Source organism: Actinomadura sp. WAC 06369 (genome assembly GCF_003947565.1).
In the GTDB taxonomy this organism is placed as follows: Bacteria; Actinomycetota; Actinomycetes; order Streptosporangiales; family Streptosporangiaceae; genus Spirillospora; species Spirillospora rifamycini.
In genome coordinates, this window is record NZ_QHJN01000016.1 from 1 (window position 1) to 26668 (window position 26668).

A 26668-nucleotide genomic window follows, 5' to 3' on the forward strand; every position below is an offset into this window, starting at 1 on the left:
CTCCCCAGGAGTCCTTCCGCACCGACCCGATCGTCTCAGGCGGGTGCGACGTTCCGGCCGCACGGGCGGAACCGAGCCCGCGGAGCGCGGCTAGCGCCCGGAACGTCGCACCCGCCTGAGACGATCGGGTCGGTGCGGAAGGACTCCTGGGGAGGCTGCGGATGGCGGACGGCACGGGTGCGCGCGAGCGGGCCGGACGGCCCGAGGAGCTGAGCCGGTTCGTCGTGGAACGGCTGAACGCGGGCGACGTGGACGGGCTGGTGGCGCTGTACGAGCCGGACGCGGTGCTCGCCCTGCCCGGCGGTGGCGTGGCCACCGGGCACGCCGAGATCCGGCGGGCGTACGAGCGGCTCGTCGCGGACGGGCCCGTGTTCGCGCCCGGAGAGCAGCGGCCCACCCTCCGGCGGGGCGACCTGGCGCTGACGTCGGTGCGGCTGCCGGACGGCGGGGCCACCGCCGAGGTCGCCCGGCGGCAGCCGGACGGCACCTGGCTGTGGGTCATGGACCAGCCGCGGGTCGTGTGACGCGGCGGGTCAGTCCATGACGGGGGCGACGGCGCGGACGGTGTCGATCGTGTCGGCCTCGCCCGCGGACTTGTCGGGGCGGTAGCGGAGCACGCGGGCGAAGCGGAGCGCGATGCCGCCGGGGTAGCGGGTGCTGTGCTGGACGCCGTCGAACGCGATCTCGACGACGAGTTCGGGACGGACGTGCACCGTCCAGTCGTCCTCGCGGACGGCGAGCTCCCGCAGCGTGCGCGTCTGCCAGGCGAGGAGTTCGTCCGTCAGGCCCTTGAAGGTCTTGCCGAGCATGACGAACCCGCCGGACTCGGGGTCGCGCGCGCCGAGGTGCAGGTTCGACAGCAGCCCGCTGCGGCGGCCGTGCCCCCACTCGGCGGCGAGGACGACGAGGTCGAGCGTGTGGCGGGGCTTGACCTTGATCCAGCCGGCGCCGCGGCGGCCCGCCGTGTAGGGGGTGTCGAGGGACTTGACGACGACGCCCTCGTGGCCGCGCGCGACGGCCTCGTCGAACACCGCCTTCGCCGCCGCCGGGTCGCCGGTGACGAGCCGGGGCATCCGCAGGTGCTCGGGGACGATCCGGGCGAGCGCGGCGCCGCGTTCGGCGCCGGGCGCGTCGAGCAGGTCGGCGCCGTCCAGGTGCAGGACGTCGAACAGGTACAGGGTGAGCGGGACGGGTTCGGTGTCCTTCGCGGTGCGGGTGGCGGTGCGGGCGCCGGTCACCTGGAACGGGTGCGGGCGCCCGTCGGGCCGCAGCGCGATCAGCTCGCCGTCGAGGACCGCGTCGCGCACCGGCAGCTCCCGGACGGCCGCGACGACCTCGGGGAGCCGCTCGGTGATGTCGTCGAGCGTCCGGGTGAACACGCGCACCGCGCCGCCCGACACGTGCACCTGCGCGCGGACGCCGTCGAGCTTCCACTCCACGGCGACCTCCGCGGCGGCCTCCGCGGCGAGCTTGCCGAACGCGTCGTCGATGGACGGCGCCGCCGCGGCGAGCATCGGCTTCACCGGACGCCCGACCTCGAGCGTGAAGGCCCGCAGCCCCGCGGCGCCGTCGGCGAGCGCGGCGGCCGCGACCGGGCCGAGCGCGCCGCGCAGCATGAACGCCCGCCGGACGTCCGCCGCCGGCACGCCCGCGGCGGCCGCGATCGCCTCGGCCATCAGGCCGTCCAGCGCGCCCTGCCGCAGCTCCCCGGACAGCAGCCGGACGAGGAAGTCCTGCTCGCCGCGCGTGGCGCGGCCCATCAGCCCGGCGACGAGCTCGCGGCGGCGGGCGACCGACCCCTTGCCGGACACGGCGCCGATCTCGGTGAACGCCGCGTCGACCTCCGCGACCGTCAGCTCCGGGGCGTCCGCGGGCGGCGGGAGGTCGCGCAGGGACGCGTAGCCCACGCCGATCTGCCGCTGCGGCAGTTCCCCGGACAGGTAGGCCACGACGACCGGCGCCTCCCGCGCCCCCGCCCGGCCGAGGCACTCGGCGAGCGCGGCGACTTTGGCCTTGCGCCCGGAGGTCTCGGCGACGACGGCCGACGTCCGGGCGACCTCGATGATCCGCACGCTTCCCATTGTGACCGGGCGGTCTGACAAAACGATCGGCCGGGGGACCTGGTCAGTCCGGGCGTCCCTGACTACGTTGACGAACGTGGGGAGATCGGGCGCGGACGCGGCGAGCCGGGAGGGCGCGGGCCTTCCGCGGCCGCCCGAGCCGTTCGAGCGGGTGTACTCGGCGCCCGATCCGCCGTCGCCGTCCCGCCGTCCGGGCCTGCTGGCGGTGCTGGCGGTCGCGGTGGTGTTGGGCGCCGCGGGCGGCGGGGTGCTGCTGCTGCGGTCGGGGGAGGAGCCCGCCCCCCGGACGGCCGCGCCGTCGCCGACCGGCCCGGCCTCGGCCGCCCCCTCGCCGGCGGAGCCCGCCCCGGCGGAGCCGATCGCGGCGCTGCCCGAACCGTGCGGGATGGTGACCGACGAGACCGTCCGGCGGACGGTCCCGGACGCGCGGCAGCGGGACAGCGCGAACTCGACGCTCACCACGTGCACGTACTCGTCGACCGGTTCGGCGTTCCGCTGGCTGCGGGTGGAGGCGCACCTGTACGCGCCCGCGAACACGGCCACGCCGGTGGAGGACGCGCGGCGGTCCTTCGACGCGCAGTGGCGGCAGGCGCACGAGGCGCCGCTCGTCCGGACGGTGACGCTGGAGCGGCAGCCGGGCCTCGGCGACGAGGCGTACCGGTGGTTCAAGAGCGACGAGGGGCAGCCGACGGTCGTCGGGCAGGTGACCGCGCGGACCCGGAACGCAGTGATCACGGTCAGCTACAGCGAGCGCGGCGAGAGTGCCGCGCAAGAACGGCGATGCCTCGACGCGGCGGCCGCCGTGGCGCGAGAAGTTCTCACGTCTCTACAATTCTGACCTGAATCGGCCGATCATGGCATATTTACTGTCAGTACCTTCTAGGGTGTGGGGGTAAAGGGGAGGGAGTTCGCCGGTCGAGTCCCCGGTCGGGGCGCGATCGGCGGGCGTGCGATGCCTTCGGGGAGGAGGAGGTCGACGACGTGGCCGGGCCATCGGACGGAGTTTCCTGGGTGTGAACCCCAGGTCGGCAACATGTTCTCGTCGAAGGGCCGCGGAGTGGACTCCACTCCGCGGCCCTTTCCGTTGCCGGAGCCGGACCATTGCACGCGATTAGAGTGCCATTCGGTAATGTCATGCTCGACATCGAGATAAATGGCACTCCTCAACGGGTTCCCGTTATCGGTGCAAGCAGTCCAGCGCGCTCCCAGACGCCGCGGGCGCGGCCGTCCAGGAAACCGACCTCGTCTAAGAAACCGGTGCACTTGCGGAACGCCCACGTCAGCGTCGCCCGCCGGTGGGCGCTCCGCGCGGCCGCCCGCTTCGCGGCCTTCGGGTCCAGCCCCACGGCCTCGTAGCACGACGGATGGATCACCTGGGACGCCATGAACCGGGTCGCCCGCGCCAGCCCGTAGGCGGCGGCGCGCCGCCGCGCCGGGGCGGCCCGCGCGACCAGCCGCTTCAGCTCCTCCCGCGCGTACTTGATGTGCCGGGCCTCCTCGATGACGTGGATCCGCGTCACCTGCCGGACCATCGGCTGGACGTCCTCGTCGGGGAACGTCAGCCGCTGGAAGGCGTCGGTGAACTCCTCGACGACGAGCGTCCCGGCGAACATCGGCATCGGGTCGTACACGACGCCGAGCAGCTTCGCCGCCTGGAACTCGACAGCCCGCGGACGGTGCGTGCGCAGCCCGCACGTCCGCACCATGCGGGCGAACATCGTGGAGTGCCGGCACTCGTCGGCGATCTCCGTCAGCGCGTACGCGACGTGCTCGCTGTCGTACCGCTTCCGGTACGCGTGCATGACGAGCGACTGCATCAGCAGCATCTCCGACCAGATGCCGAACGAGGCGATGCTGCACACCTCGTGCTTCGACAGCTCGACCCGCCGCCGGTGGCTCATGGCGTCCCACAGCGGGGTCTCGTAGAGCGACACGAGCTGCGGCGGCATGTAGAAGACGTCGGGGTCCTGGGGGGCGTCCCAGTCGACGTCCGCCTCGGGGTCGAAGGAGTGCTTGCGGGACGTCCGCAGGAGGCGTTCGGCCACGACCTCGCGGTCGGTCAGCTCCAGCGTGTGGTCGCCGTCCCGGCACCGGATCCGCGCGGTCCGGTTCCGGGCACGGTCTTGCTGGACGAGGGCTTCGGGGGGCATGGGTCCGGCTCCTCTCACCGGGGCGGGGGTCGTTCGAAGCAGGGGGCGTCCCCCCGCGTCCCGGGTGCGCGGTGCGAGCGGACGGCCGCCGCGGCCGCCGTGCCCGCGCCTACCGGGGGGCGGGGATGCGGGCGATGAGGCGCATGGCTCCCGGCGAGAGCCGGGAGAGGGTGTGCAGGAGGTGGCCCTCGAAGTTGATCGGGACGACGGCGCGGTTCTTGATGATCGCTTCGACGACCCGTTCGGCGACCTTCTCGGGCGGGTAGTTGCGCAGCCGCATGGCCCGCTGGGTGCGCTCCTTCAGGCGCGCCTGCTCGGCGGCGGTGCCGCCGACGACGATGCCGTTCCGGACGATGCCGGTGCTGGCGAACCCGGGGCAGATGGCGCTGACCCCGATGCGGTGCCCGGCGAGCTCGGCCCGCAGGCTCTGGGTGAGCATGAGGACCGCCGACTTCGTGGTGGAGTAGGCGGGCACGGCGCGGGACGGCGCGAACGCGGCGGCGGACGCGATGTTGACGATGTGGCCGCCGAAGTTCGGCTTGTCGGGCTTGTTGGGCAGCGCCTCGACGCGGTCGACCATCTGCTTGCCGAACAGGCGGGAGCCGTGGATCACGCCCCACAGGTTGACGCCGAGGATGCGCTCCCAGTCCTCGGTGCCGGTGTCCATGAAGGGGCCGCTGACGATGATGCCCGCGTTGTTCACGACGATGTCGGGGACGCGGTGGGTGTCCTTCACCTCGGCGGCGAACGCCTCCATCGCGGCCCGGTCGGAGACGTCGACCTCGTACGACGCGCCGCCGGAGCCGAGCGTCTTGGCCAGTTCGACCGTCCGCTCGGCGGCGGGCAGGTCGATGTCGGCCGCGATCACCGTGGCGCCCCGCTCGGCGAGGGCGAGCGTGATCGCCCGGCCGAACCCGCTGCCGGCTCCGGTGACGACGGCGAGCGCGCCGTCGAAGTGCGCGAGGGGCATGCCAACCTCCGTGAACAACGTCCCGATGAGTGGGCTCTAAGGTACTCAGCCGGAGGACGCCTCCGCGATGACGGTGTCGACCTCGGCTTTGCGGGCGGCCTCCTCGGCGGCGAAGCGTTCGCCGTCGAGCCGGTCCGCGATCTCCTCGTCCTGGTTCATCAGGGCGTCGAGATCGGCCTTCCCCATCTCGAGGACGCCCATGTCGTCGTAGGTCTTCCGGATGCGCTCGCTCCACAGCCCGATGTCCTTGACGCACGGGACGATCCGGCTGAACAGCATGCTCTGGAACATCCGCATGTACGGCGAGTTCTCGATCATCTCGTCGATCTCGGCCGGCGGGATCCCGATGTTCTCCCAGACCTCGCGGCCCCGGATGCGGTCGCGCATGAGGTGGCAGCCCTCGATGACGAAGTCCTCGCGCTCGCGGAGTTCGGCGGGGGAGAGCTGCTTGTAGTAGTCGCGGAGGGCGAGCCGCCCGAACGCGACGTGCCGCGCCTCGTCCTGCATGACGTAGGCGAGGATCTGCTTCGGCAGCGGCTTGGTGGTGACGTCGCGCATGACGCCGAACGCGGCGAGCGCGAGGCCCTCGATGAGCACCTGCATGCCGAGGTAGGGCATGTCCCAGCGGGAGTCGGCGAGGGTGTCGTCGAGGAGTTCCTGGAGCTTGGTGTTGATGGGGTAGACGAGGCCGATCTTCTCCTGGAGGAACTTGGAGAAGAGCTCGACGTGGCGGGCCTCGTCCATCGCCTGGGTGGCGGAGTAGAACTTGGAGTCCAGGTCCGGGACGGACTCGACGATGCGGGCGGCGGTGACCATCGCGCCCTGCTCGCCGTGCACGAACTGGGAGAACTGCCAGGACGCCGAGTGCCTGCGCAGCTCGCCGCGGTCCTTCTCCGACATCCTGTCCCAGTGCTTCGTCCCGTAGACGGCGAGCGACTGGTCGGGGACGCCGAGGACGTCGTGCGGATCGACCTCCAGGTCCCAGTCGATGCGCTTGGCGGAGTCCCACTGCTTGTCCTTGCCCTTCTGGTACAGGGCGAGGAGCCGGTCGCGACCGTCGTCGTACTCCCACGTGAACCTGGTGTCTCCGGTGATGGGGACGTTCCAGGTGGACGTGTCGACGGGCGAGGTGTAGAGATCATGGGTCGACATCGGCGTTCCCCCTCGAGGACGCAACGTACGACGTACGTCCGACGTACACTGTACGTACCGTGACACGGCCCACAGTGGCTGTCAATAGACGATGGGACGGGCGGCGAACGTGACCTCCGACACTCCCGAGCGCCCGGCGCCCGAACGGCGTCCGGCCCTCAACCGGGGACGGATCGTGCGCGCGGCGATCGGGCTCATCGAGCGGGAGGGCGCGGACGCCCTGTCGATGCGGCGGGTCGCGGCCGAGCTCGACGTCGCCGTGATGTCGCTCTACAACCACGTCCCCAACAAGAACGCCCTGCTGGAGGGCGTCGCCGAGCACGTCGTGGCCGGGATGGAACTGGACGACGACCCGTCCGCCCCCTGGCAGGACCGTGCGCGCGCGCTGGTGCGCGCCTTCCGGACGGTCGCGCACGAGTACCCGCGCTGCATGACGGTCGTCCTGACGCGGAAGTTCGACACCACGATCGGGCTGCGGCCCGCCGAGCGCGCCCTCGCGCTGGCCGAGGCGGCCGGGTTCGACGGCGCGACGGCCGTGCGGATCACGCGGGCGCTGATGGCGTACGCGCTCGGCACGCAGATGCGCGAGATCGGCTTCGGCAAGTGGCTGCACCACCTCGACACGAGCCCGGCCGCCGACTTCGCCCGGCTGGACCCCGGTGAGTTCCCGCACGTCATCGCGCTCGCGGGCGAGCTGTCCCGGCACGACCCGGAAGCCGACTTCGAATTCGGCCTCGACCTGCTGATCGCCGCCCTGGAGTCGCTGCCCCGCGCCCGTCCGGCGCGGTAGCCGGTCGGCGCGGTAGCCGGTCGGCGGGGCGGCCGGTCGGCGGGTCAGCGGGTTTTCGGGGGCTCGGGGATGTACGGGCTCAGCCCGCTCCAGCAGAAGTCGGTCATGTAGCGCGCGGCGTCCTCGGCTGTCACGTCGGGCCGGCCGGTCTGCCACTGCGCGAGCCGCTCGCTCGCGCCCATGATGATCTGCGTGTAGGCCGCGACGACGTCGGCGGGGGCCTCCGGGACGAACGTGGTGAGGACGCCCGCGATCAGCCCGCTCTGCTGCGCGCGCGCCTCGTCGAGGGCTTTCATGGTCTCGGGCGGGCCGATCGGCTCGCGCAGGATCATGGCGAAGGACGCGCTGTGCGACTCGACGAACCCGAAGTAGGCGACCATGCCGCGCCACAGGATGTCGGCGGGGTCGGTCGCCTGGGCCATGGCCTTCTGCGTGACCTCGAACAGCTCGGTCTTGGAGCGGCGCATGCAGGCGAGCAGCAGGCCGTCCTTGGAGCCGAAGTGCTCGTAGAGCATCGGCTTGGAGACGCCGCAGCGGTCGGCGATCTCGTCCATCGAGGTGGCCTGGTAGCCGCGTTCGCCGAACACCTGCTCCGCGACGTCCAGCATCTGCCGCCGGCGCTCGGCACGGGACATCCGGCGTCGGTGGGGCGGTGTGGCGGCACTCACAGGGAAATCCTATCTGTTGGACCTACCGTCAGTAAGCTACTGCCGGTAACTTACCGGGAGTAGGTAACGGGAGAGGACGGTTATGAGCGAGCGCGCACCGGCGATCGTCATCATCGGCTCCGGATTCGCGGGGCTCGGCATGGCGATCGGCCTCAAGAAGGCCGGATTCCACGACTTCGTCATCCTGGAGAAGAGCGAAGCCCTCGGCGGCACGTGGCACGACAACACCTACCCCGGGTGCGCCTGCGACGTCCCCTCGCACATGTACTCCTTCTCGTTCGAGCTCAACCCCGGCTGGTCGCGGATGTTCGCGCCGCAGCCGGAGATCCGCTCGTACATGGAGCGGACGGCCGACAAGCACCGGGTGCGCGAGCACATCCGGTTCGGCGCGGCCGTCGAGAGCATGGAGTACGACGACGCGGCCAAGCGCTGGAACGTGGCGCTCGCCGGCGGGACGGTCCTCACGCCGAAGGCGGTCGTGTCCGGCATCGGCGCCCTGCACATCCCGTCCTTCCCCGACCTGCCCGGCATCGAGCGCTTCCAGGGCACCGCGTTCCACTCCGCCGAGTGGGACCACTCCTACGACCTCGCCGGCAAGCGCGTCGCCGTCATCGGGACGGGCGCGTCCGCGGTCCAGTTCGTCCCGCGGATCGCGAAGGAGGTCGAGCACCTCGCGCTGTTCCAGCGGACGCCGCCGTGGATCCAGCCGAAGCCCGACCGGGAGATCCCGGCGGCCGTCCGCACGGCGTTCGAGAAGGTGCCGGGCGCGGCCCGCGGGTTCCGCAACGGCATCTACTGGGCGCTGGAGGCCCGCGCCGTCGGCTTCACCATCGACCCGCGGCTGTCGGGCCCGATGGAGTGGCTCGCCCGCCGGCACCTGAAGCGGCAGATCCCCGACCCCGCGCTGCGCGCCAAGGTGACGCCCGACTACACGATCGGCTGCAAGCGGGTGCTGCTGTCCAACGACTACTATCCCGCGCTGACGAGGCCGAACGTGGAGGTCGAGACGTCCGAGATCGCGGAGGTGCGGGAGCACTCGATCGTCACGCGGGACGGCCGCGAGTACGAGGTCGACTGCATCATCTACGGCACCGGCTTCAAGGTGACCGACGCGCTCGCCGAGCTGCGGGTGACCGGGCGCGGCGGCGTCAAGCTCCAGGAGCTGTGGGCGGACGGCATCGAGGCGCACCGCGGCACGACGATCCCGGGCCTGCCGAACTTCTTCATGCTGCTCGGCCCGAACACCGGCCTCGGGCACAACTCGGTCGTCTTCATGATCGAGGTGCAGATCCGGCACGTGCTGAGCTGCCTGCGGATGCTCCAGGAGAGCGGCGCGGACGCGATCGAGCCGAAGCCGGAGGCCGCGCGCCGGTTCAACGACCGGCTGCACCGGCGGCTGCGCAAGGCCGTCTGGAGCGACGGCGGGTGCCAGAGCTGGTACCTGGACGACCAGGGCGTCAACCGCACGCTCTGGCCGGGGCACACGTTCGAGTTCTGGGCGAGCGGCCGCAAGGCGCGGCCGGAGGAGTACACCCTCTTCCCGTGACCCGGGGCGGGCCGGGGCGGCGGGGGCCGCTCCGGCCCCCGCCCGCGCGGTCATTTCTCGGGGGCGAACATCGGCCGGTACCCGGCGATGAGCTGCCGGATCACCGGACGCTGCTGGGCCGGCGTCCGGCCGCGCAGCCCGTGGATCGGGTCCAGGCCGTCGTAGTAGGGGGCCAGCGCGAGGAACGGCAGCAGCGACAGGATCGTCGTGGCGAGGACCTCGAGGTCGGCGTCCGCGCGGATCTGCCCCCGCTCCTGCCACAGCTGCAGCGTCGGGTGGATGACCTGCAGGTAGTGCTGGTTGGCGGTGTCGCGGACGACGGACCGGACGGCGTTGTCGAGCTCGAAGTTCGTCGCCGCGGTGACGCCGCGCTCGAGCGGGTGCGCCTCCATGTACTCCGACCAGTCGCACATGACGTCGAACAGCCACTCGTCGAACTGCTGGTCGAAGTCGATGGCCGCCATGCGGCGCTCCATCTCCTCGCGGATGCGCCGGGACGCCTCGTCGCAGACGAACGCGAAGAACTCCAGCTTGTCGTTGAAGTACTGGAACAGCGAGCCCTTGGCGATGCCGGCCTCGCGCGCGATCGTGTTGAGGCTGCCGGTCGAGTACCCGTGTTCCCCGAACTCCTTCATCGCCACCTCAAGCACGCGCGCGCGCTTTGCGACGTTCAGGCGGAACCAGGTTGACGTCGGCATGGACCTCTTCGACTTTCCGTCAGGGAGCGGTAACCCGAAGGTCAGGATAACGGTCCCGCGCGTCCCATGTGACCCGAACGTCCCCGTCGTCCGGACGTTTCCGCCGGTCCGGCCGCGCGTTCGCGGTGGTTCGACTACTTTCGCCGGACATGTGCGTATCAATGGCCGAGGCCGTATTCACCGGAACGACCCTGTATGTCGGGCGCAGGCGGCATCCGCGCCACGGCGCGATCGAGGTGCTCGGCTACGAGAACACCGCGCTGAACCTCGCGGACGGCCCCAACGCGATGCTCCTGCACCTGCCCGCCCGCGCGATGTCGCCGGACCGCTTCGTCGCGGTCGGGCGGCGCGGCGGCCGGGTCCTCGCGGCGATGGTCGACGCCGTGCGGCCGCTGTCGGTGAGCGCGGACGGCATGACCATGGACTGGATGTCGCACGACGAGCCGGACGTGCAGGTGTTCGAGCACGACGTCTACACCGTCCTGCTGGCGGACGACCCGACGCTGATCCCGGCCGCGCTGGGGCGCGTGCCCGAGCGCAAGCGGCCCCGCCTCGACCCCGCGCTGCTGGAGTTCTACGCCGCCCGCTACCCGCGCCACTCGATCGCGGTCTGCTGCTTCGACACCGCCGAGGCGCGCCGCGCCAGGCCGCTGCTCCTGTGGTACGAGCCGCTCGACCCGGACGTCCTGGTCGCCCCGGCGCTCGACGCCCACACCGGTGGCCCGCCGGTCCCGGGCGAGCCCGTCGGGACCGACCACTGGGTCGTCTTCGGCGACGACGAGGCGCCCGAGGGCTGGGGCGCGCCGGTGGCCTACCCGCACGCGCTGCGCGCGAAGGTCCGCGACTTCCTGCCGGACGCGGTCGCGGGAAGGCATTTCGGCTCCGACCTCCCGAACGGCGACTTCGCCATCGCCCGCGACGACCTGCTCGCGGGCCGGCTCGACCGGATCGAGCGCCTCCGCCCGGCCGGCTGACCGTTGACGGGAAGGCACCCCTCGGGGGTACCGTATGCGCGTTACGTGTACATCGTACGCCTACGGGAGGCGCCATGGGCATCACCACCGAGCGGGACCTCGCCGACTTCCTCCGCGACTACCCGCGCGAGATGGTCGCCGCCGAGAACGACCCCGGCGAGGTCCTCGACCGCTACTTCGTCCGCGACTTCGCCTGGCGGACGGACGACATCGTGCTCGACCGCCAACGCGTCATCGACCACGCCCGTCCGGCGCGCAAGAACGCGGCCGAATCGGACGTCGAGGTCCACGGGGCCCTGGTGGACGGCGACCGGTTCGCCGCCCACACCACGATGCGCACGACGATGCGCAAGGGCGGCGTGCTGGTGACGGAGTCGCAGTTGTTCGGCCGGCTGGGGCCCGATGGCCGGATCCGGCGGATCGACCAGTTGAACCGGATGGACCGGGACGGCGACTGACGAGCGCGTTCACGCGCCCGTCCTGACGATCCGTAAGGAGGAATCACCCGCTGCAGTGAGCGATCGCCCGTCCGGCGTTCTCCGCCCTTGTCCGGCCCGTTCGCCCCGTGCTTGGATTCGATTCCGACAATTGTACCGATCGTCACTAGGCGGGGGAGGCGGACAGGTGCGTTCACGTTCGACCGGCGGAACACTGATCGCGGGAGTGGGCGCGGCGGCCGTCCTCACGGTGTCGGGAGCGGCCCCCGCGCTGGCGGAGCCGACACCGACCACGACGTCCACGGACACGACGCCGCCGGAGACCCCGACGCCCACGCCCACCGATCCCGGCGAGACCACCGGCCCCAAGCGGCTGGCCCTGGAGCTCTCCGCGACCGGGACGACCGTGCGGCCCGGCGGGTCGATCCGGGTGACGGCGCACTACTGGGCGTTCGGCGCCACCGCGAAGGGCGCCGCCGTGCGGGTGACCGCGCCGGGCGCGTCCGTCAGCCCGGCGCGGCGGAGCGTCGGAACGCTGGGCTCGGCGGGCGGGAACACGACCGTGACCGTCGCCGTGCCCGCCGACTCGGGGCCCCGCGCCGTGCGGGTGACCGTGGCGCTCTCCGCGGCCGGCATGAAGACCGCGACGCGCTCGTTCGACCTCGTCGTCACCGACCCGGCCGGCACCGACGACGGCAGCCCCGCCAGCACGCCGGGCGGCGTCACCGGCGGCAGCGGCCCGGAGGTCAGCGCGCGAGCCGGATCAGGATCCGGCAGACCTCCTCGAGGATCTCGCCCGCCTCCGCCTCGTTCTCGGCGGTCGCGATCTCCCGCCCGGCCTCCCCGATCACGGTGGTGAGGACGAGCCCGAGCACCTCCTCGGCGCGTCCGGTCGCGGGCGGCTCGGCCGCGCGGGCCGCGCTGCGGCCGCGCAGCAGCTTGGTGTTGCGGGCGACCCACCGCTGGGTGCGGCTGCGCCGCATCAGCGACGACCCGGGCGGGCCCTCGCCCGCGAGGAACAGCCGCGCCGCCTCCCGGCGCTCCCAGCAGACCCGCAGGTACGCGCGGGCGCCCGCGATGAACTGGGCGATCGGGTCGCGCTCGCCGTCCTCGCGGGCCGCCGCGACGGCCTGCGCCGCGCGCCGCTCCTGCTCCCCGGTGAGCTCCTCCCACAGCGCCACGTACAGGCCGGCCTTGCCGCCGTAGTGGTGGTAGAGGCTGCCGACGCTGATCCCGGACCGCTCGACGATCTCGGCGATGCCCGCGTCGGCGTACCCGCGGTCGGCGAAGACCTCCTGGGCGGCCGTCAGCAGCGCCTGGCGGGTCGCGTCGGCGCGCGCCCACTGCCGTCCGCCGCCGCCCCCGGTCTCGCCGTTCGCCTCACCGGCCTGGCGCGTCCTGCTCGTCCGCATCCCCCCATGGTGCCAGGCGGGCGCCCGCGCCGCCGCGCGGCACGGGCGCCGCTGCCCGCGGTCGTCTCGGGGGACGGCTCAGTACCAGCCGACGCTCTGGGAGTGGCCCCACGCCTCGCACGGGGTGCCGTAGCGGGCGTCGATGTAGCTGAGGCCCCACGCGATCTGCGTGGCGGCGTTCGTCTGCCAGTCCGACCCGGCGCTGGCCATCTTGGAGCCGGGGAGGGACTGCGGGATGCCGTAGGCGCCGCTGGACGGGTTCTGGGCCCGCTCGTTCCAGCCGCTCTCCTTCGTCCAGAGGCTCTCCAGGGCGGACCAGCAGCCGCTCCAGCCCTTGAGCGCGTTCATCCGCTGGCCCATGGCCTTGTTCTGCGCCACGGACGTGTCGCCGCCGCCGGCGGGCGCGTTCGGGATGGCGCCGCCGCCGCCGGACGGCGTCTCGGGCTCCGGCTTGTCGAAGGTGCTCTTGACGGACTCGTCGCTGTCCTTCTCCGCCTTCTCCTGCTTCGCCTGCGCCTTCTGCTTCTCGTAGGCGCGCTTCTTGGCGGTCGCGACGGCGTCGGCGGCGACCGGGTCCATCGCGGACCCGCGCATGATCTCCAGCATCTCGTTGGCGGACATGCCCTCCGCCGCGATCGCCGGAGGCTCGCTGTCGTCCTCGCCGCCGCCGATGGGCACGAGCACCAGGACGGCGGCGACCACCGCCAGGCCCACCGCGGTGATGGTGACGTTGCTGGTGAGGACGCGCAGCACCGTGCCGCGGTTCGGCTTGAACCGCCCGGCGGCCTGCAGCGCGGGCGACGTCCGTCCGGGCGGGGCGTCCGCGGCGCCGGGACCGGGCGGGGCGCCCGGGCCGGGCGGCGGCCCGGCCTCGTACGGGACGTCCGACGGGTACTCGGGCGGGAACTGCGCGCCGGGCGCCTGGGCGCCGTCGGCGTACGGGTCGCCCGCCCCGTACGGGCCGTCCGCTCCGTACGGGGCCCCGGTGCCGTTCGGGTCGCCGGGGGCCTGGGCGTCGTGCGGGAGATCCTGCTGGGGGGCGTCCGCCTGCGCCTGCTCGCCACGCCCACCGCGGGCGAAGCGGGATTCCTTCTTGCGGCGTCTGCGGTTGCCGTGACTCTGGGGCATAGGAGAAGACTGCCTTATCGGCCGGGAGTTGTGTCCGGTTCGCCGATTTTAGGGGTGCGCGCCGCCCTGCGGATCACCGCTGTCGGCCGAATCGAAGAACTCCAGGTCGCCGACCGCGATCCGCGCCGCCTCCAGCCCGTCGAACAGCCCGTCGTGGCCCCCGCCGGCGAGCCCGGCGAGGGGGCTGCCGGGCGCCTCCAGCGCGAGGTTCGCCTCGTTGACGCGCTCCCGGCCCTTCGCGGTGATCCGGACGAGCGCGGCGCGGCGGTCGCGGGGGTGCCGGATCCGCTCCACCAGGCCGTCCGCCCGGAGCTGGTCGACGGTGAGCGTCACGGTCGTCGGATGCACCATCAGCCAGCGGCCGAGGGTGCTGAGGCCGGCCTGCCCGGAGCGGATGAGGGCGAGGGTGGTGAGGACGGCGTAGCCGGTGCGGCCGAGGTCGAACCGGCCGAGCTCCTCCTCCAGCGCCTTCTTCAGCAACTGGTTCAGGCGGCCCACCGAGCAGATGGCCATGAAAGGGCCCGGGTCGCCGCGGAGTTCCTGTCCGTCCCAGCGGTCCTTGATGCCGGTGACCAGCGGGTCCACGCCGTCACTCCCGTTCACGTCTGTGGTTCGTTGTGGCGGGGTTCGCACCCCGAGATCGTAGCTTCGGACAAAGGTGGATGTAAGTACTCGATTCTTAGACCTTCTTCTAATAGAGTGCGGCAGATCACAGGCGAGGCCCGCGTGCTCTGGCGAGCCGGGGCTTTCGCATGTGGTACCGGATCTCGGCCGAGACCGGAAGGCGCGCGAGAGGAACCTGGACGTCGCGCGCCCTTTTCCGGACGGCGGAGGGCCGGCGTATCGGATGAGCGCCGACGTCCGAGAACGAAGGAGGCTGGTATGACCCTTCGCCCCGTCCCCCAGGGGGAGGTCGCCGGCTGATGGCGCTGAGTCTGTCCCGGGCCCCCGATCTGGCGCGCAGGCGCGTCGAGCGCACCCTCGACGAGACCGGGCTGCTGTGCGTGACCCTCCTGGAGGGGCTGCGCCGCAGCTGGGACCTGCGCCAGTGGTGGGGCGAGTTCATCGAGCAGTGCTGGTTCCTCGCGCGGGTCACCGCCGTCCCGGTCATGCTGATCGCGGTGCCCCTCGGCGCGACGATCTCGCTGCAGGTCGGCGACATCGCGCGGCAGCTCGGCGCCGCGTCCGGCACCGGCGCGCTGCTCGTCGCCGCGATGATCCAGCAGGTCGCGCCGCTCGCGGCCGCGCTGCTGGTCTCCGGCGTGGGCGGTTCGGCGATGACGTCCGACATGGGCGCCCGCAACATCCGCGACGAGCTGTCGGCGATGGAGGTCATGGGGATCAACCCCGTGCACCGCCTCGTCACGCCGCGGCTGTGGGCGGCCAGCACCGTGTCCGCGCTGCTGTGCTCGGTGGTGATCCTCGCCGGCGTGCTCGGCGGCTTCTACTTCAACGTCATCCAGCAGGGCGTCAGCCCCGGCGCCTTCTTCGACGGCGCCACGACCCTCCTGCAGTTCTCGGACCTCGTCGTGACCCTGTTCAAGGCGTGGGTGTTCGGCTTCGTCGCCGCCGCCGTCGCCTGCTACATGGGCATGAACTGCGACTACGGGCCCGTCGGCGTCGGCCGCGCGGTCAACCGGGCGGTGGTGGTCACCTCGATCGTGGTGTTCGCCATCAACTACGTCGTCGAGATGGTCTACCAGGTCCTCATCCCCCGGAAGTTCTAGATGGTCGCCATTTCCCCCGTACGCAAGCTGGGCCGGGCCGTGCAGACGCGGACGGCGGGCCTCACGGCCTCCGCCAACCTGCCGGTGTTCCTCGGCCGGGTCCTCTACCACCTGTTCTTCGACATCATCATCCGCCGCAAGTACGGCAAGACGCTCGCCAAGCAGGTCAGCGACATCACCGTCGGCGTCGGCGCGCTCGTCATCGGCGGCGGCATGATCTTCGTGATCGCCACGATGTCGCTGGCGACCGGCGCGATGGTCGGCCTTCAGGGCTACCCGGGGCTGGAGCGCATCGGCGCCGAGGCGTTCACCGGACTGATCTCCAGCTACTCCAACGTCCGCGAGGTCACCCCGATCATCGCGGGCGTCGCGCTGGTCGCGCAGGTCGGCACCGGCTTCACCGCCGAGATCGGCGCGATGCGGATCTCCGAGGAGATCGACGCGCTGGAGGTCATGGGGATCAACTCCCTCGCCTACCTGGTGTGCACCCGGGTCGCGGCGGGCGTCATCGCGCTCGTCCCGCTCTACCTCGTGTCACTGTTCATGGCGTTCTTCGCCACGCGGTTCATCACGATCCAGTACTTCGGGCTGTCGCCCGGCATCTACGACTACTACTTCCACCTCTACCTGCCGCCGATCGACGTGTTCTACAGCGTGATCAAGGTGGCGATCTTCGCGTTCATCATCATGTTCGTCCATTGCTACCGCGGCTACTACGCCGCCGGCGGCCCGGTCGGCGTCGGCGTCGCCGCGGGCCGCGCGATCCGGGAGTCCACGATCCTGATGATCCTCATGAACCTGGTCCTGTCGTACATCTTCTGGGGCCACGGGAGCACGGTGGAGCTGACCGGATGAGCGACGAGACACTCTCCGCCCGCTCCCGGACGGTCTTCGGGCTGGTCGGCGCGGGCGTCCTGGCGGCGTCCGCGGCGCTGATCGCGGTCGGCGCGACGCAGGACCACGGCGGCTCCACGTACTACACGGCGCGGTTCGGGACGGCCGGGCAGGGCCTCGACCCCGAGAAGTCCGAGGTGAAGATCCGCGGCATCGAGGTCGGCACCGTGGCCTCGCTGGAGCTGCGCGACGACGGCCGGGTGAGCGTCCGGCTCCGCCTGGACGAGGGCGTCCGGATCCCCGACACGACCGTGGCGTCCATCGAGCCGGTGTCGGTGTTCGGGCCGAAGGACCTCACCCTGGACCTCGGCGCGCACGAGCTGAGCGGCCCCTACCTCGACGACGGCGGCAGCATCGCCCAGACCAGGGACCCGCAGGAGCTCGCCGACACGGCGTGGCCTACCTACGAACTGACCCAGGCGATCAACCCCGACGACGTCGCGACGCTGCTGCACACGTTCGGCACCGGGCTGTCCGGGCAGGGCCCGGCGCTGCGCCGGACGATCGACAACGGCGCGAAGGTCGTCGACGCGACCCACCGGAGCCGGGGGGTGATCCGGTCGCTGCTGAACGACATCGCCGGCGTCTCGCAGACGCTCGGCACCCGCGGCGACACGGTCACCGCGCTCACCGGCGACGTCAACGAGCTGTCCGCGGTGATCAACGAGAAGCCCGACAAGGTGACGCGGCTGCTGGACGAGGCGAGCGTGCTCGGCGAGCGGGTCGGCGGCACCCTGCAGCGGCAGGGCGGCAACCTCGGCGACGTCGTGGACGGCGCCGCGGACGTCGCCGACGTCGCGAACCGGCAGCTGCGCAACGTCCCGGTCCTGATCGACAGCCTGAACGGGTTCTTCCGGCTGCTCGCGAAGATCATCCGCATCCCGGGGCCGGACGGCACGATGATCGCGCAGGCGTCCAACCGGCTGCCGCTCGACATGTGCGCCATCATCCGCGACCTGTGCCCGACGACGTCCTTCGAGACGTCCTTCGGGAACGGCGCGAACGCGAACGGAACGAACAGCACCAACGGAACCAACGGAACCAACGGAACCAACGGAACGAACGGAACCGACGGGACGAACGGGAGGCGGCCGTGAGCCGGCGGCCGCGCGGCAAGGCCGCGCGCGGTCCCGACCACCGGACGACGGCCAAGTTCGTCGTGTTCGTCGCGGTGACGGGCCTGCTGACGTTCTTCATCGGCCAGCAGATCCTCGGCACGTCGTTCGCCGACCGGTACCGGCTGACCGCGACGTTCGACGACGTCACCGGGCTGGTGGACGGCGACCTGGTGAAGGTCGCCGGCACCCCGGTCGGCCGGGTCGAGGGCATCGAGGTCGTGCGCGGCAAGGCCCGCGTGGAGATGGCCGTCGACACCGAGCTGAAGATCCCGGCGGACTCCACCGCCGCGATCCGCTGGCGCAACGTGATGGGCCAGCGGGTCGTCTACCTGGAGCCGGGGTCGAGCAAGGAGATGCTCGACGACGGCGACCGGGTGCGGCACACGCAGTCGGTCGTGGACCTCGGCGCGATCGTCAACAGCCTCGGGCCGCTCACCCGCAACCTCGACCCCGACCAGCTCAACAAGATCCTCTTCTCGTTCTCGCAGGCGCTCGAAGGCAACGAGCAGAACATCTCGGTGCTGACGAACAACCTGGACGTCCTGCTCCAGACGTTCGCGTCCCGCAAGGACACCATCAGCAAGATGATCGACGACTACGAGACGGTCAGCGGCGCGGTCGCGACGCGCGACAAGCAGATCGCGGCGAGCATCGACAACCTCGAGTCGCTCGTCAAGGTGTTCGCCGACAACCGGCAGCTCCTGGAGAACGCGACCGTGCAGATCGCCGGCGTCACCACGAACCTGAACCGGGTGCTCGGCGGCAACGACGCCCAGCTCGCCCGGATCATCCGGAACCTGGGTGAGCTGAGCGAGACGTTCCGGCTGAACGTCGACCAGCTCGAGCAGATGGTGCAGCGGCTCCCGCTGACGCTGCGGCAGCTGTTCTCGGCCGCGAACGGCGGGCACTTCCTGCGCACCAACGCGCTCTGCCTGAACATCGTCCAGGCGCCGTGCCCCTTCGAGATGGAGCTGCCGAAGGCGCCCGGGACGGACGAGCCCACGCAGCAGGAGCTCGACAAGCTGCGGGCGATGCTGACGAAGGGGGGCGAGTGATGGCGCTGAAGTCGCTGCGCGACGTCAACCAGAAGCTCGTCGCGATCGTGACCCTCGCCGTGCTCGGCGCGTCCGTGACGTTCGCGTTCGCCGTCGGGCAGCTGCACCTGTTCGACCGCGGCTACACGATGAGCGGCGAGTTCACCGACGTGGCCGGCATCAAGGCGGGCGACGACGTGCGGGTCGCCGGGGTGAAGGCGGGCCGCGTCACCGGCGTCGAACCGGACTTCGACACCGGCAAGGTGATCATCACCTGGCATGTGGACGCCGGGATCGACCTCGGCCGGCAGACCCGCGCGGAGGTCACCACGACGACGCTGCTCGGCGGCCGCTACCTGAAGCTGTCGGGCCCGGTCGCGAAGCCGTACCTGGAGTCGCTGCCGGAGTCGCGGCGGCGGATCCCGCTGGCGCGCACGAGCGTCCCGTTCACCGTCCCGGACGCCCTGGAGGGCGCGCACGACATCGTCGGGCGGCTCGACCAGGAGAACATCGACAAGCTGCTCACCCAGATCAACAAGATCGAGTCGCCGGGCGCCAAGAAGCTGAACCGCATCCTGGTCAACCTCCGGGACGTGTCGGAGATGCTGAACGACCAGGCGCCGCAGATCGAGAAGCTGATCGACAACGGCAAGCAGATCACCGGGACGCTGGCGAGCAAGGACCAGCAGCTCCGGGAGATCATCGATTCGAGCCAGGTGCTGCTGCAGACGCTCGTGCGGCGCCGCGACGAGCTCTCCGCCACGATCGGGCAGGGCAGCCGGACCGTGCGGACGCTGTCGAACGTCATCGAGAGCAACCAGAAGGAACTGGACAAGCTCCTCGGCGACCTGCACCTGCTCACCACCCGGCTCGCGCCCAACATGGACGCGCTGAACGCCGACTTCTCGCTCCTCGGCCCCACGTTCCAGCAGGTCGCGAACCTCAAGGGCGACGGGCGGTGGATCGAGGGGCTGCTCACCGGCCTCGGCCCCATCCAGCCGCCGGGGCCGATCTCCACCCGCCGCCCCGCGGGTCAGGGAGGCAACTGATGACGCGCCGCTCGCCCCGCGCCCTGGCCGCCCGCGGCAAGGCCCTCGCCGCCGTGCTGGGCCTCACCCTCGCCGCGTCCGCCGGCGGCTGCTCGCTCGTCCCGGCGTCCGACGACGGCCGCACGATGACCGTCTACTTCCCGAAGGCCCGCTCCTTCTACCCGGAGTCGAAGGTGAAGGTCATGGGCGCCGACGTCGGGCGCGTCGAGTCCGTGCAGAACATCGGCGACAAGATCAAGGTGACGTTCACGATCCGCGACGACGTCCCGCTTCCCCGGGGAGTGCAGGCGTCGATCGTCCCGCTGAACCTGATCGGCGAGCGCAACCTCGTCCTGCACCCGGCGTGGAAGCCGGGGCAGCCGAAGGAGAAGGCCGACGCGATCCCGATCGAACGCACCCACGTGCCCGTCGAGGTGGACGACGCGCTGAACGCCTTCACCAACCTCGCGGACGCGCTCGACCCCACGAAGATGCAGGGCGCGCTCGGCACCGCGGCCGAGACCGTCCAGGGCAACGGCCGCCAGTTCAACGCCACGCTGGAGCAGAGCGCCCGGCTGGTCGAGAACGTCGCCGGGCAGGACGAGGAGCTGATCGAGGTCGCCGAGAACCTGGACCGGCTCGCCGGGGTCGTCCGCGGCCGCGAGCAGGTGCTCGGCACGCTGATCCGCAACTTCGGCGAGGCGACGCGGGTGCTCAGCAGCGAGCGCGGCGAGCTGCAGGAGCTCATCAAGGGGATGCTGGTCCTCGCCGACAACGGCCAGGAACTCCTCGACAAGTACGAGGGGCAGCTCCCGTACGACCTGGCGGTGCTCACCCGCGCCGCGCTCGTCCTCAAGGGCAACTCCAAGGAGCTCGCGCAGCTCGTGGAGGTCATGCCGGGCATCAGCGACGCGCTCATCGGCGGCTACGACCCGGAGACGAAGTCGCTGTACATCCGCTTCGCGACGGACGCGTTCGTGCGGACCTGGCTCAAGGGGCTGATGGACACCGACGAGGTCGGCTGCCCGCTGCCCGCGCCCAACTCCAACTGTCCGTGGGACGACGAGGGAGGCAACTGATGCGCGGGCTGATCCTCGTCCTCGCGGCGGCCGTCGCGGTCGCGGTGTCCGGCTGCTCCTACCGGACGGCCGGCGCCCCGCAGGGCGACCTGACCCTGACGGCGACGTTCGACGACGTCCAGGGGCTCGTCGCCGGGCACAGCGTGCAGATGTCCGACATCAAGGTCGGCAGCGTCATGAAGGTCGAGCTCGTCGAGGGGTACCGGGCGGAGGTGACGCTGTCGCTCGAGGACGGCGTCCGGGTCCCGCAGGGCACCCGCGCCGAGATCAAGGTGACGTCCCTGCTCGGCGAGAACTTCGTCGACCTGCAGATGCCGCCCGGCGCGAGCATGGGCGCCGGGCCGTTCATCGCCGACGGCGGGAAGATCGCCGACACCCGGGTGCAGCCGGCGTTCGAGGACGTCGTCGGGCAGGCCGGGCCGCTGATCCAGGCCCTCGCGGGCGACGACCTCGCGAACGTCGTCAACGCGGGCGCGACGGCCCTCGACGGCAACGGCGAGAAGCTCAACATGACGATCGCCAAGGCGTCCGGCCTGGTGCAGGTGTTCGCCGACCAGCGGCGGGCGCTCGCCCAGTCGGTGGACCAGTTCGCGAAGCTGGGCCGCGACCTCGCCGAGCGCGAGGACGTCCTGGCCGCGGCGCCCGAGCAGATCGAGCGCACGACGCGGCTGCTGGACGAGAACAAGGAAAAGATCATCCACGCGGTGGACGAGCTGACCCGGGCCGCCCGCGAGCTGAACAACAAGGTGCTCGCGGGGCGCATCGAGCGGTTCCGCGGGCTGCTGCAGGACATCGATCCCGTGCTGGCCCAGCTGGGCAGCAGCCGGAAGCGGCTGACGACCCTGGTGGACGGCATGGTCGAGTTCGAGACGAAGATCCCGCTCGCCACCTACGACGGGCAGCTGCTGCTGTACCCGCTGCTCGAACTCGTCTGGCCGGACGGCACGCCGGTGATCCCGGGCGTCCGCGAATCCGCCGGCGGCGGTTCCGGCGGCGGTTCCGGCGGAGGGGCCGGCGGGCAGCAGCGGAACGCCGGCTCCCCGCAGCTCCCCCGGGAGCTGGAGGGCCTGCTGCCGGGCCTCGAGAAGATGCTGGAGCCGCGCCGATGAAGAGACGGTTCGCGTTCGACCGCGTCACGATCAACCTGCTGGCGTTCGCCGTCCTCGCGGTCATCATGGTCGTGTGGGCGTTCGGCAACGTCGTGAAGTTCGACTTCATCGAGCGGCCGTACCAGATCTCCGTGGAGTTCGAGTCGTCGCCGGGCCTCCAGCCGGGCTTCGAGGTCGACTACCTCGGCCTCCGGATCGGCAAGATCGACTCCGTGGAGCTGGTGAAGGACAAGGTCGTCGTCACGCTCGACATCGAGCGCGGCGTCGACGTCCCCGAGGGCGTCACGGCGGCGGCCGCCCGCAAGTCGGCGGTCGGCGAGCCGGTCGTCGAGCTGACCCCCGGCCCGAAGTCCGCCGCCGCCGCGCCGCTGGAGGCGGGCGCGGTGATCCCGGTGTCGCAGACGAGCGTGCCGCCCAAGTACAGCGACCTGTTCGCCTCGGTCCTCGACACGCTGCGGGCCGTCGACCCGCAGGACGCCAAGGTGCTCACCCGGGAGCTCGCCGCCGGCTGGGAGGGCCGCGAGACCTCGCTCCGGCAGATCGTCAACGGCTCCGACCAGCTCACCGCGACGTTCGCGCAGAACACCGAGCTGCTCGACGGGCTCACCAAGGACCTCGGCCGCATCACCGCCGTCCTCAACCAGAACCGGGGCAGCCTCGGCGCCGGCGTCGACGACCTCGCCGCGCTGACCGCCGCGCTCGGCCAGGTGAAGGGCGACATCGCCGAGCTGCGCGACCGCGGCCCGAAGCTCCTCGACACCGTCAACACGCTGCTGGAGAAGACCGGCCCCGACTTCGAGTGCACGGTGCAGTCGCTCGGCGACTGGGGCCTGAAGCGCTACAACCCCGACATCCTGCGCGACCTGAACGACACGCTGGCCAAGGCGCCGCAGCTCGGGGTCGTCCTGCAGAACGTCATCGGCGGGACGGACGACGCGCCCATCCTGAACGTCGTGTTCATGCTCACCGTCCACAAGCAGGCGGCGCTGGAGTACAAGTACCCGCTCCCGCAGCCCGCCGTGAACAAGGTGCCGACCTGCCCCGGCGGGCGGATGCCCGCGGACACCGAGCAGGCCCCCTTCAAGGCCAAGAACCCCGGGGACACGATCCCGACGCACGATCCGTCCATCGGCCGGCAGGAGGAGTTGCGGGCGCAGCAGGCCGCCGCGCAGGAGGACGCCGGCGGCGGTCCGCCGCCGTGGTTGATGTACGTGCCCCCGGTAATCGCGCTGATGGTGCTGATCAGGGTCATGGCGGGCTCGGTGCCCGTGGTGTCCCGGCTGTCCCGGCTGCGCCGCCGGGACGAGGACTGAGAGCCTAAGGAGTTACCCCATATGTCCAGCAGGGACGTCGACGAGGTCGGCACGGACGAGGCCGCGGAGGCGGCGACGCCGGAGCGTCCGGCGGCGCGGCCCGCCAAGCGCAAGCGGCGGGTGCGGGTCATCGAGGTCATCGACGACGAGGACCTCGACGAGGTGCTCGAGGCCCTCGACGCCGAGGAGGCGGAGACGTCCGCGGACGACTCCGGCGACGCGGCGCCCGCCGCGCCTCCGAAGCCCGAGGCGTCCCCGGCGAAGCCGAAGCCGCGTCCCGCCCGCCTGGAGCCCCCGGAGGGCGAGGCCGACGAGGACGAGGCCGACGAGAAGGCGAGCGGCGGCGAGCCCGCGAAGCCGCGGGTGAAGCCGTCCCCCCGCGAGCCCGCCGCCGTGCCCGAACCGACGTACCTCGGCATGAACCGGACGGCGCTGATCGCTGTCGTCGTCCTCACGGCGCTGCTCGCGAGCCTCGCCGTCTGGCAGTGGCGCACCGCGAGCGGCGCGACGTCCGAGGCGGACGAGCGCGCGGCCGTCGCCGAGGTCGCGTCGGCCTACGGCGACGTGGCGCTGAACTACAACGCGTCCAACTACCAGGCGCAGATGGACAAGGCGCAGAAGCTCATGGGCGGCGACCTGCTGGAGAGCTTCAAGCAGTCGACGCTCCCGAACCTCGGCACCACCTTCAAGGAGAACCCGAAGCTCGCGCTGTCGTCCAAGACGAACCAGACGTTCGTCGGCAGCGTGAACGGCCGGTTCGCGACCGCGGTGGTGATGGTCGACATCGACGTCACGACGAGCGAGGGCTCGACGTCCGCGCCCGGCACGCTGCTGCGGCTGTCCCTCGGCAAGATCGACGACGAGTGGAAGGTGACCAAGCAGTACGCCTCGGGCACCGACGACTCGACCGCCGGCCAGCTCCCGGCGGGCACCCCCACCGGCGGGACGTCCGGCGGCGGGGAGCCGAAGCAGCCGAAGCCCGACACGAGCGAGAAGCCCGGGAACTAGAGCCCCCGGCCACGACCGCGCCCCGCCCGGCGGAAGCCGGGCGGGGCGCGGCGCGTTCTGCTGAGAATGTGGACGAAGGCGGGCATGATGGCGGCGATGACGGAACAGCCGACGAGCGCGCCCGACGGGGTGATCGCCGAGTTCGGGACGCTGCTGAGCACGGTCACGCTGCTGGAGCGCATCGCGGGCCGGGAGCTGGAGCGCCGCTGCGGCATCCGGCACGCGGCGTTCGAGGTGCTGCTGCGGCTGTCGGCCGCCGGCCCCGACCGGTCCGCGTCGATGGGCGAACTGGCCGGGGAGCTGATCCTCACCAGCGGCGGGATGACCCGGCTGATCGACCGGATGGAGGAGTCGGGCCTGGTCGCGCGGCACGCCGCCCCCGGGGACCGGCGCGGCCGGCTCGTCGAGCTGACCGACGCCGGCCGCGCGAAGCTGGACGAGGCGATGCGGGTGCACGCGGAGACGCTGCGCCGCCACTTCGCGGGCCCGCTGACCGACGAGGGGCGCCGCCGCCTGGTGGAGTCGCTGCGCACGCTCCGCGCGCACGCCCGCGAGGAGCTCGACCTGCGCTGACGCTCAGCGCGAGTAGTGCTCGACCACGAGCTGCTCGTCGCAGAGCACCGGGATCTCCGGGCGCTCCGGCAGCCGGGTGAGCCGCGCGGCGAGCGCCTCGTGCCGGACGTCCAGGTACGGCGGGACGTGCTCGGTGTGCCCGCCCGCGGCGGCGACGCGGAACGCGTCCATCGCGCGGCTCCGCTCGGCGATCGTGATGACGTCGCCGGGCTTCAGCCGGTAGGACGGACGGTCGACGCGGCGCCCGTTCACCAGCACGTGCCGGTGCACGACGAACTGGCGGGCCTGGTAGATCGTCCGCGCGAGGCCCGCCCGCAGGACGAGCGCGTCCAGCCGGCGTTCGAGGTCGACCAGCAGCGCCTCGCCGGTCTTGCCGCCGGACTTGGCGGCCTTCTCGAACGCGTTCCGGAGCTGCGCCTCGCGGATGTTGTACTGCGCGCGCAGCCGCTGCTTCTCGCGCAGCCGCACCTTGTAGTCGGACTCCGTCTTCCGCGCCCGCCCGTGCATGCCGGGCGGGTACGGGCGCGCCTCGAAGTACTTCACGGACTTGGGCGTCAGCGGAATGCCGAGCGCCCGCGAAAGCCGCACCTTCGGCCGGGGGTTGTTCATGCAGGCTCCAAGTGGTTAGGTAGTCCTAAGTTAGGTAAGCCTAACCAACATAGCAAGGAGGCATGGTGCGACGAGCGGAGACCGAGCAGCAGGACGGCGGCGGCCCGCGCGGCGCCGGCGCCGCGAGCCCGGAGGCCCGTTCCGGGCCCACGCCGGCGGAACGGGCGCGGACCCTCGCCTACGGCATGGCGGACGGCGTGCTCGTCGCGGCCGGCGTCCCCTACGCGCCGGTCCCGGCGCACACCACCGACCTCGACGGGCGGCCGCTGCTGCTCCTGCCCGCGTCGTCCCCGATCGTCGCCGCGCTCGCCGGCGAGCCCGACCTGCCCGCGACGCTGCGGATCTGCGACGTCGCGCCCGTCCCGCTGCCCGACCGGGTGCGGGGTCGCGCCCGGCTGCACGGGTGGCTCACCGAGGTCCCGGCGGCCGAACTGCGCGACGCCGCGCTGCGGCTGTCGCGCCCGCACCCGCGCCCCGAGCTGCTCGACCTGGCCGCGCCCGTCCCGCCGCCGCGGGGCGCGGGCGGCGGCGAGGCGGACGAGGGCAGCCAGTGGACGATCCTCGCCCTCGAGGTCGCGCAGGTCGAGATCGACGACGCGTGGGGCGGCGCCGTCCTCGAACCCGAGGAGTACGCGGCCGCCGCGCCGGACCCGTTCGTCGCCGTCGAGGCCGGGATGCTCACCCACCTCGACGCCGCGCACCGCGGCGAGCTGACCGGCCTGCTGCCCGCGTCCGTCCTGGCCGACCTCGGGGACGGGACGTGCGACGCCGTGCGGCCGCTGGGCATCGACCGGCACGGGCTGTGGCTGCGCTGCCGCATGCCGTGCGCGGACGGGGCGGTGACCTGCGACCTCCGGCTGCCGTTCCCCGAACCGGTGCGGGACGTCCACGGTCTGCGCCGCGCCTACCGCACCCTGTTCGCCCGCGCGAACCCGTAGGTGCGCCGCGACCCGTACATCGCGGATCCGCGCGAATGGCCGTGGTCTCCCGGATGCGGTGGACGCCCGCGCCGGGTGATGCTCGTTGCACCGGTCGCGGCCCCGAGGGCCCGGCCGGGGCGGATCCGATCGCCTGCCCGCCCTCGCGGGGTGGGTGGGCGGGCGACGGTCGTCCGCACCGATCGGGCGCGCCCGCGACCGGCCCCTCCGGCGGGCCACTCGCCCCGATTGG

General features: G+C 72.0%; 28 protein-coding genes. 17 read left to right on the forward strand and 11 right to left on the reverse strand.

All coding sequences use genetic code 11. The features are described from left to right. Window positions 1-161 precede the first annotated feature (161 nt). Entirely contained in the window at window positions 162-524 is a 363-nt protein-coding gene (locus DMH08_RS06895) for a YybH family protein (protein WP_125612434.1), read from the forward strand. 9 nt (window positions 525-533) lie between these two features. Here the strand turns inward: DMH08_RS06895 and DMH08_RS06900 are convergent, their stop codons facing one another. Then, the gene (locus DMH08_RS06900; protein ID WP_125612436.1) at window positions 534-2072 is read right to left on the reverse strand and encodes an ATP-dependent DNA ligase; all 1539 of its coding nucleotides are present in this window, start codon (window positions 2070-2072) and stop codon (window positions 534-536) included. Between the two features lie 85 nt (window positions 2073-2157). Between DMH08_RS06900 and DMH08_RS06905 the strand changes: the two genes are divergently transcribed. Continuing rightward, complete coding sequence (locus tag DMH08_RS06905; protein WP_125612438.1) at window positions 2158-2919, forward strand: hypothetical protein; 762 nt, start codon at window positions 2158-2160, stop codon at window positions 2917-2919. Window positions 2920-3244: 325 nt separating this feature from the next. Here the strand turns inward: DMH08_RS06905 and DMH08_RS06910 are convergent, their stop codons facing one another. From DMH08_RS06910 to DMH08_RS06920, 3 genes are all read right to left on the reverse strand, one after another. Continuing rightward, the gene (locus tag DMH08_RS06910) at window positions 3245-4231 is read right to left on the reverse strand and encodes an AurF N-oxygenase family protein (protein WP_125612440.1); all 987 of its coding nucleotides are present in this window, start codon (window positions 4229-4231) and stop codon (window positions 3245-3247) included. Window positions 4232-4340: 109 nt separating this feature from the next. Continuing rightward, window positions 4341-5201, reverse strand: a complete 861-nt coding sequence (locus tag DMH08_RS06915; protein WP_051300237.1) for an SDR family NAD(P)-dependent oxidoreductase — start codon at window positions 5199-5201, stop codon at window positions 4341-4343. 45 nt (window positions 5202-5246) lie between these two features. After that, on the reverse strand, window positions 5247-6353 hold the full coding sequence (locus DMH08_RS06920) for a ferritin-like domain-containing protein (protein WP_125612442.1): 1107 nt from the start codon (window positions 6351-6353) through the stop codon (window positions 5247-5249). A 109-nt stretch (window positions 6354-6462) separates the two neighbouring features. On the opposite strand from DMH08_RS06920, the gene DMH08_RS06925 reads away from it, so the two are divergent. Continuing rightward, window positions 6463-7143 (forward strand): TetR/AcrR family transcriptional regulator, encoded by a 681-nt coding sequence (locus DMH08_RS06925; protein WP_233617447.1) that lies wholly within the window; start codon window positions 6463-6465, stop codon window positions 7141-7143. A 44-nt stretch (window positions 7144-7187) separates the two neighbouring features. Here DMH08_RS06925 and DMH08_RS06930 read toward each other — a convergent pair whose 3' ends face one another. After that, complete coding sequence (locus DMH08_RS06930) at window positions 7188-7778, reverse strand: TetR/AcrR family transcriptional regulator (RefSeq protein ID WP_125612446.1); 591 nt, start codon at window positions 7776-7778, stop codon at window positions 7188-7190. 115 nt (window positions 7779-7893) lie between these two features. Here DMH08_RS06930 and DMH08_RS06935 point away from each other — a divergent pair, with 115 nt between their 5' ends. Next, window positions 7894-9357: a flavin-containing monooxygenase gene (locus tag DMH08_RS06935; protein WP_125612448.1), complete on the forward strand. Its 1464-nt coding sequence runs from the start codon at window positions 7894-7896 to the stop codon at window positions 9355-9357. 50 nt (window positions 9358-9407) lie between these two features. Here DMH08_RS06935 and DMH08_RS06940 read toward each other — a convergent pair whose 3' ends face one another. Then, a complete protein-coding gene (locus DMH08_RS06940) occupies window positions 9408-9992 on the reverse strand; it encodes a TetR/AcrR family transcriptional regulator (RefSeq protein WP_233617448.1) in 585 nt (194 codons plus the stop codon). 224 nt (window positions 9993-10216) lie between these two features. Here DMH08_RS06940 and DMH08_RS06945 point away from each other — a divergent pair, with 224 nt between their 5' ends. Beyond that, window positions 10217-11029 carry a hypothetical protein gene (locus tag DMH08_RS06945; protein ID WP_233617449.1) on the forward strand — a complete coding sequence of 271 codons (813 nt, stop codon included), beginning with the start codon at window positions 10217-10219 and terminating at the stop codon, window positions 11027-11029. 74 nt (window positions 11030-11103) lie between these two features. Continuing rightward, window positions 11104-11487 (forward strand): hypothetical protein, encoded by a 384-nt coding sequence (locus DMH08_RS06950; protein WP_026401053.1) that lies wholly within the window; start codon window positions 11104-11106, stop codon window positions 11485-11487. Between the two features lie 420 nt (window positions 11488-11907). Here DMH08_RS06950 and DMH08_RS06955 read toward each other — a convergent pair whose 3' ends face one another. The 4 genes from DMH08_RS06955 to DMH08_RS06970 all read right to left on the reverse strand — a co-directional run bounded on the left by DMH08_RS06955 (window position 11908) and on the right by DMH08_RS06970 (window position 14609). Continuing rightward, on the reverse strand, window positions 11908-12192 hold the full coding sequence (locus DMH08_RS06955; RefSeq protein ID WP_125612452.1) for a hypothetical protein: 285 nt from the start codon (window positions 12190-12192) through the stop codon (window positions 11908-11910). 20 nt (window positions 12193-12212) lie between these two features. Next, window positions 12213-12878: a TetR/AcrR family transcriptional regulator gene (locus DMH08_RS06960; protein WP_051300233.1), complete on the reverse strand. Its 666-nt coding sequence runs from the start codon at window positions 12876-12878 to the stop codon at window positions 12213-12215. Window positions 12879-12956: 78 nt separating this feature from the next. Then, complete coding sequence (locus DMH08_RS41480; RefSeq protein ID WP_233617450.1) at window positions 12957-14006, reverse strand: lytic transglycosylase domain-containing protein; 1050 nt, start codon at window positions 14004-14006, stop codon at window positions 12957-12959. Window positions 14007-14054: 48 nt separating this feature from the next. Then, window positions 14055-14609 (reverse strand): MarR family winged helix-turn-helix transcriptional regulator, encoded by a 555-nt coding sequence (locus tag DMH08_RS06970; RefSeq protein ID WP_051300230.1) that lies wholly within the window; start codon window positions 14607-14609, stop codon window positions 14055-14057. 320 nt (window positions 14610-14929) lie between these two features. On the opposite strand from DMH08_RS06970, the gene DMH08_RS06975 reads away from it, so the two are divergent. From DMH08_RS06975 to DMH08_RS07020, 10 genes are all read left to right on the forward strand, one after another. Then, a complete protein-coding gene (locus DMH08_RS06975) occupies window positions 14930-15733 on the forward strand; it encodes an MlaE family ABC transporter permease (protein WP_026401051.1) in 804 nt (267 codons plus the stop codon). Then, the gene (locus tag DMH08_RS06980) at window positions 15734-16588 is read left to right on the forward strand and encodes an ABC transporter permease (protein WP_026401050.1); all 855 of its coding nucleotides are present in this window, start codon (window positions 15734-15736) and stop codon (window positions 16586-16588) included. Continuing rightward, on the forward strand, window positions 16585-17724 hold the full coding sequence (locus DMH08_RS06985; RefSeq protein WP_125612454.1) for an MlaD family protein: 1140 nt from the start codon (window positions 16585-16587) through the stop codon (window positions 17722-17724). Before DMH08_RS06980 ends, DMH08_RS06985 begins: the two co-directional genes overlap by 4 nt. After that, window positions 17721-18800, forward strand: coding sequence for an MCE family protein (locus tag DMH08_RS06990; RefSeq protein ID WP_026401049.1), 1080 nt, complete (start codon window positions 17721-17723; stop codon window positions 18798-18800). Before DMH08_RS06985 ends, DMH08_RS06990 begins: the two co-directional genes overlap by 4 nt. Beyond that, window positions 18800-19828 (forward strand): MlaD family protein, encoded by a 1029-nt coding sequence (locus DMH08_RS06995; protein WP_125612456.1) that lies wholly within the window; start codon window positions 18800-18802, stop codon window positions 19826-19828. The genes DMH08_RS06990 and DMH08_RS06995 overlap by 1 nt, the downstream gene beginning before the upstream one ends. Continuing rightward, entirely contained in the window at window positions 19828-20886 is a 1059-nt protein-coding gene (locus DMH08_RS07000; protein ID WP_125612458.1) for an MCE family protein, read from the forward strand. The genes DMH08_RS06995 and DMH08_RS07000 overlap by 1 nt, the downstream gene beginning before the upstream one ends. Then, window positions 20886-21995, forward strand: coding sequence for an MCE family protein (locus DMH08_RS07005; RefSeq protein ID WP_125612460.1), 1110 nt, complete (start codon window positions 20886-20888; stop codon window positions 21993-21995). The genes DMH08_RS07000 and DMH08_RS07005 overlap by 1 nt, the downstream gene beginning before the upstream one ends. Further along, entirely contained in the window at window positions 21992-23308 is a 1317-nt protein-coding gene (locus tag DMH08_RS07010) for an MCE family protein (RefSeq protein WP_125612462.1), read from the forward strand. Before DMH08_RS07005 ends, DMH08_RS07010 begins: the two co-directional genes overlap by 4 nt. 21 nt (window positions 23309-23329) lie before the next feature. After that, window positions 23330-24316: a hypothetical protein gene (locus DMH08_RS07015; RefSeq protein ID WP_125612464.1), complete on the forward strand. Its 987-nt coding sequence runs from the start codon at window positions 23330-23332 to the stop codon at window positions 24314-24316. 96 nt (window positions 24317-24412) lie between these two features. Further along, window positions 24413-24889 carry a MarR family winged helix-turn-helix transcriptional regulator gene (locus DMH08_RS07020; RefSeq protein ID WP_051300265.1) on the forward strand — a complete coding sequence of 159 codons (477 nt, stop codon included), beginning with the start codon at window positions 24413-24415 and terminating at the stop codon, window positions 24887-24889. A 3-nt stretch (window positions 24890-24892) separates the two neighbouring features. Here DMH08_RS07020 and rpsD read toward each other — a convergent pair whose 3' ends face one another. Next, window positions 24893-25498: a 30S ribosomal protein S4 gene (gene rpsD, locus DMH08_RS07025; RefSeq protein WP_125612466.1), complete on the reverse strand. Its 606-nt coding sequence runs from the start codon at window positions 25496-25498 to the stop codon at window positions 24893-24895. Between the two features lie 62 nt (window positions 25499-25560). On the opposite strand from rpsD, the gene DMH08_RS07030 reads away from it, so the two are divergent. Further along, window positions 25561-26436, forward strand: a complete 876-nt coding sequence (locus tag DMH08_RS07030; RefSeq protein WP_125612468.1) for a DUF2470 domain-containing protein — start codon at window positions 25561-25563, stop codon at window positions 26434-26436. Window positions 26437-26668: the final 232 nt, after the last annotated feature.

Bases quoted from the DNA above. Each gene is read 5' to 3' on its own strand.
- DMH08_RS06895 (WP_125612434.1), top strand. From the start codon at position 162: ATGGCGGACGGCACGGGTGCGCGCGAGCGGGCCGGACGGCCCGAGGAG.
- DMH08_RS06910 (WP_125612440.1), bottom strand. From the start codon at position 4,231: ATGCCCCCCGAAGCCCTCGTCCAGCAAGACCGTGCCCGGAACCGGACC.
- DMH08_RS06915 (WP_051300237.1), bottom strand. From the start codon at position 5,201: ATGCCCCTCGCGCACTTCGACGGCGCGCTCGCCGTCGTCACCGGAGCC.
- DMH08_RS06920 (WP_125612442.1), bottom strand. From the start codon at position 6,353: ATGTCGACCCATGATCTCTACACCTCGCCCGTCGACACGTCCACCTGG.
- DMH08_RS06930 (WP_125612446.1), bottom strand. From the start codon at position 7,778: ATGTCCCGTGCCGAGCGCCGGCGGCAGATGCTGGACGTCGCGGAGCAG.
- DMH08_RS06935 (WP_125612448.1), top strand. From the start codon at position 7,894: ATGAGCGAGCGCGCACCGGCGATCGTCATCATCGGCTCCGGATTCGCG.
- DMH08_RS06940 (WP_233617448.1), bottom strand. From the start codon at position 9,992: ATGAAGGAGTTCGGGGAACACGGGTACTCGACCGGCAGCCTCAACACG.
- DMH08_RS06945 (WP_233617449.1), top strand. From the start codon at position 10,217: ATGGCCGAGGCCGTATTCACCGGAACGACCCTGTATGTCGGGCGCAGG.
- DMH08_RS06950 (WP_026401053.1), top strand. From the start codon at position 11,104: ATGGGCATCACCACCGAGCGGGACCTCGCCGACTTCCTCCGCGACTAC.
- DMH08_RS06960 (WP_051300233.1), bottom strand. From the start codon at position 12,878: ATGCGGACGAGCAGGACGCGCCAGGCCGGTGAGGCGAACGGCGAGACC.
- DMH08_RS41480 (WP_233617450.1), bottom strand. From the start codon at position 14,006: ATGCCCCAGAGTCACGGCAACCGCAGACGCCGCAAGAAGGAATCCCGC.
- DMH08_RS06975 (WP_026401051.1), top strand. From the start codon at position 14,930: ATGGCGCTGAGTCTGTCCCGGGCCCCCGATCTGGCGCGCAGGCGCGTC.
- DMH08_RS06980 (WP_026401050.1), top strand. From the start codon at position 15,734: ATGGTCGCCATTTCCCCCGTACGCAAGCTGGGCCGGGCCGTGCAGACG.
- DMH08_RS06985 (WP_125612454.1), top strand. From the start codon at position 16,585: ATGAGCGACGAGACACTCTCCGCCCGCTCCCGGACGGTCTTCGGGCTG.
- DMH08_RS06995 (WP_125612456.1), top strand. From the start codon at position 18,800: ATGGCGCTGAAGTCGCTGCGCGACGTCAACCAGAAGCTCGTCGCGATC.
- DMH08_RS07000 (WP_125612458.1), top strand. From the start codon at position 19,828: ATGACGCGCCGCTCGCCCCGCGCCCTGGCCGCCCGCGGCAAGGCCCTC.
- DMH08_RS07005 (WP_125612460.1), top strand. From the start codon at position 20,886: ATGCGCGGGCTGATCCTCGTCCTCGCGGCGGCCGTCGCGGTCGCGGTG.
- DMH08_RS07010 (WP_125612462.1), top strand. From the start codon at position 21,992: ATGAAGAGACGGTTCGCGTTCGACCGCGTCACGATCAACCTGCTGGCG.
- DMH08_RS07015 (WP_125612464.1), top strand. From the start codon at position 23,330: ATGTCCAGCAGGGACGTCGACGAGGTCGGCACGGACGAGGCCGCGGAG.
- DMH08_RS07020 (WP_051300265.1), top strand. From the start codon at position 24,413: ATGACGGAACAGCCGACGAGCGCGCCCGACGGGGTGATCGCCGAGTTC.
- rpsD (WP_125612466.1), bottom strand. From the start codon at position 25,498: ATGAACAACCCCCGGCCGAAGGTGCGGCTTTCGCGGGCGCTCGGCATT.
- DMH08_RS07030 (WP_125612468.1), top strand. From the start codon at position 25,561: ATGGTGCGACGAGCGGAGACCGAGCAGCAGGACGGCGGCGGCCCGCGC.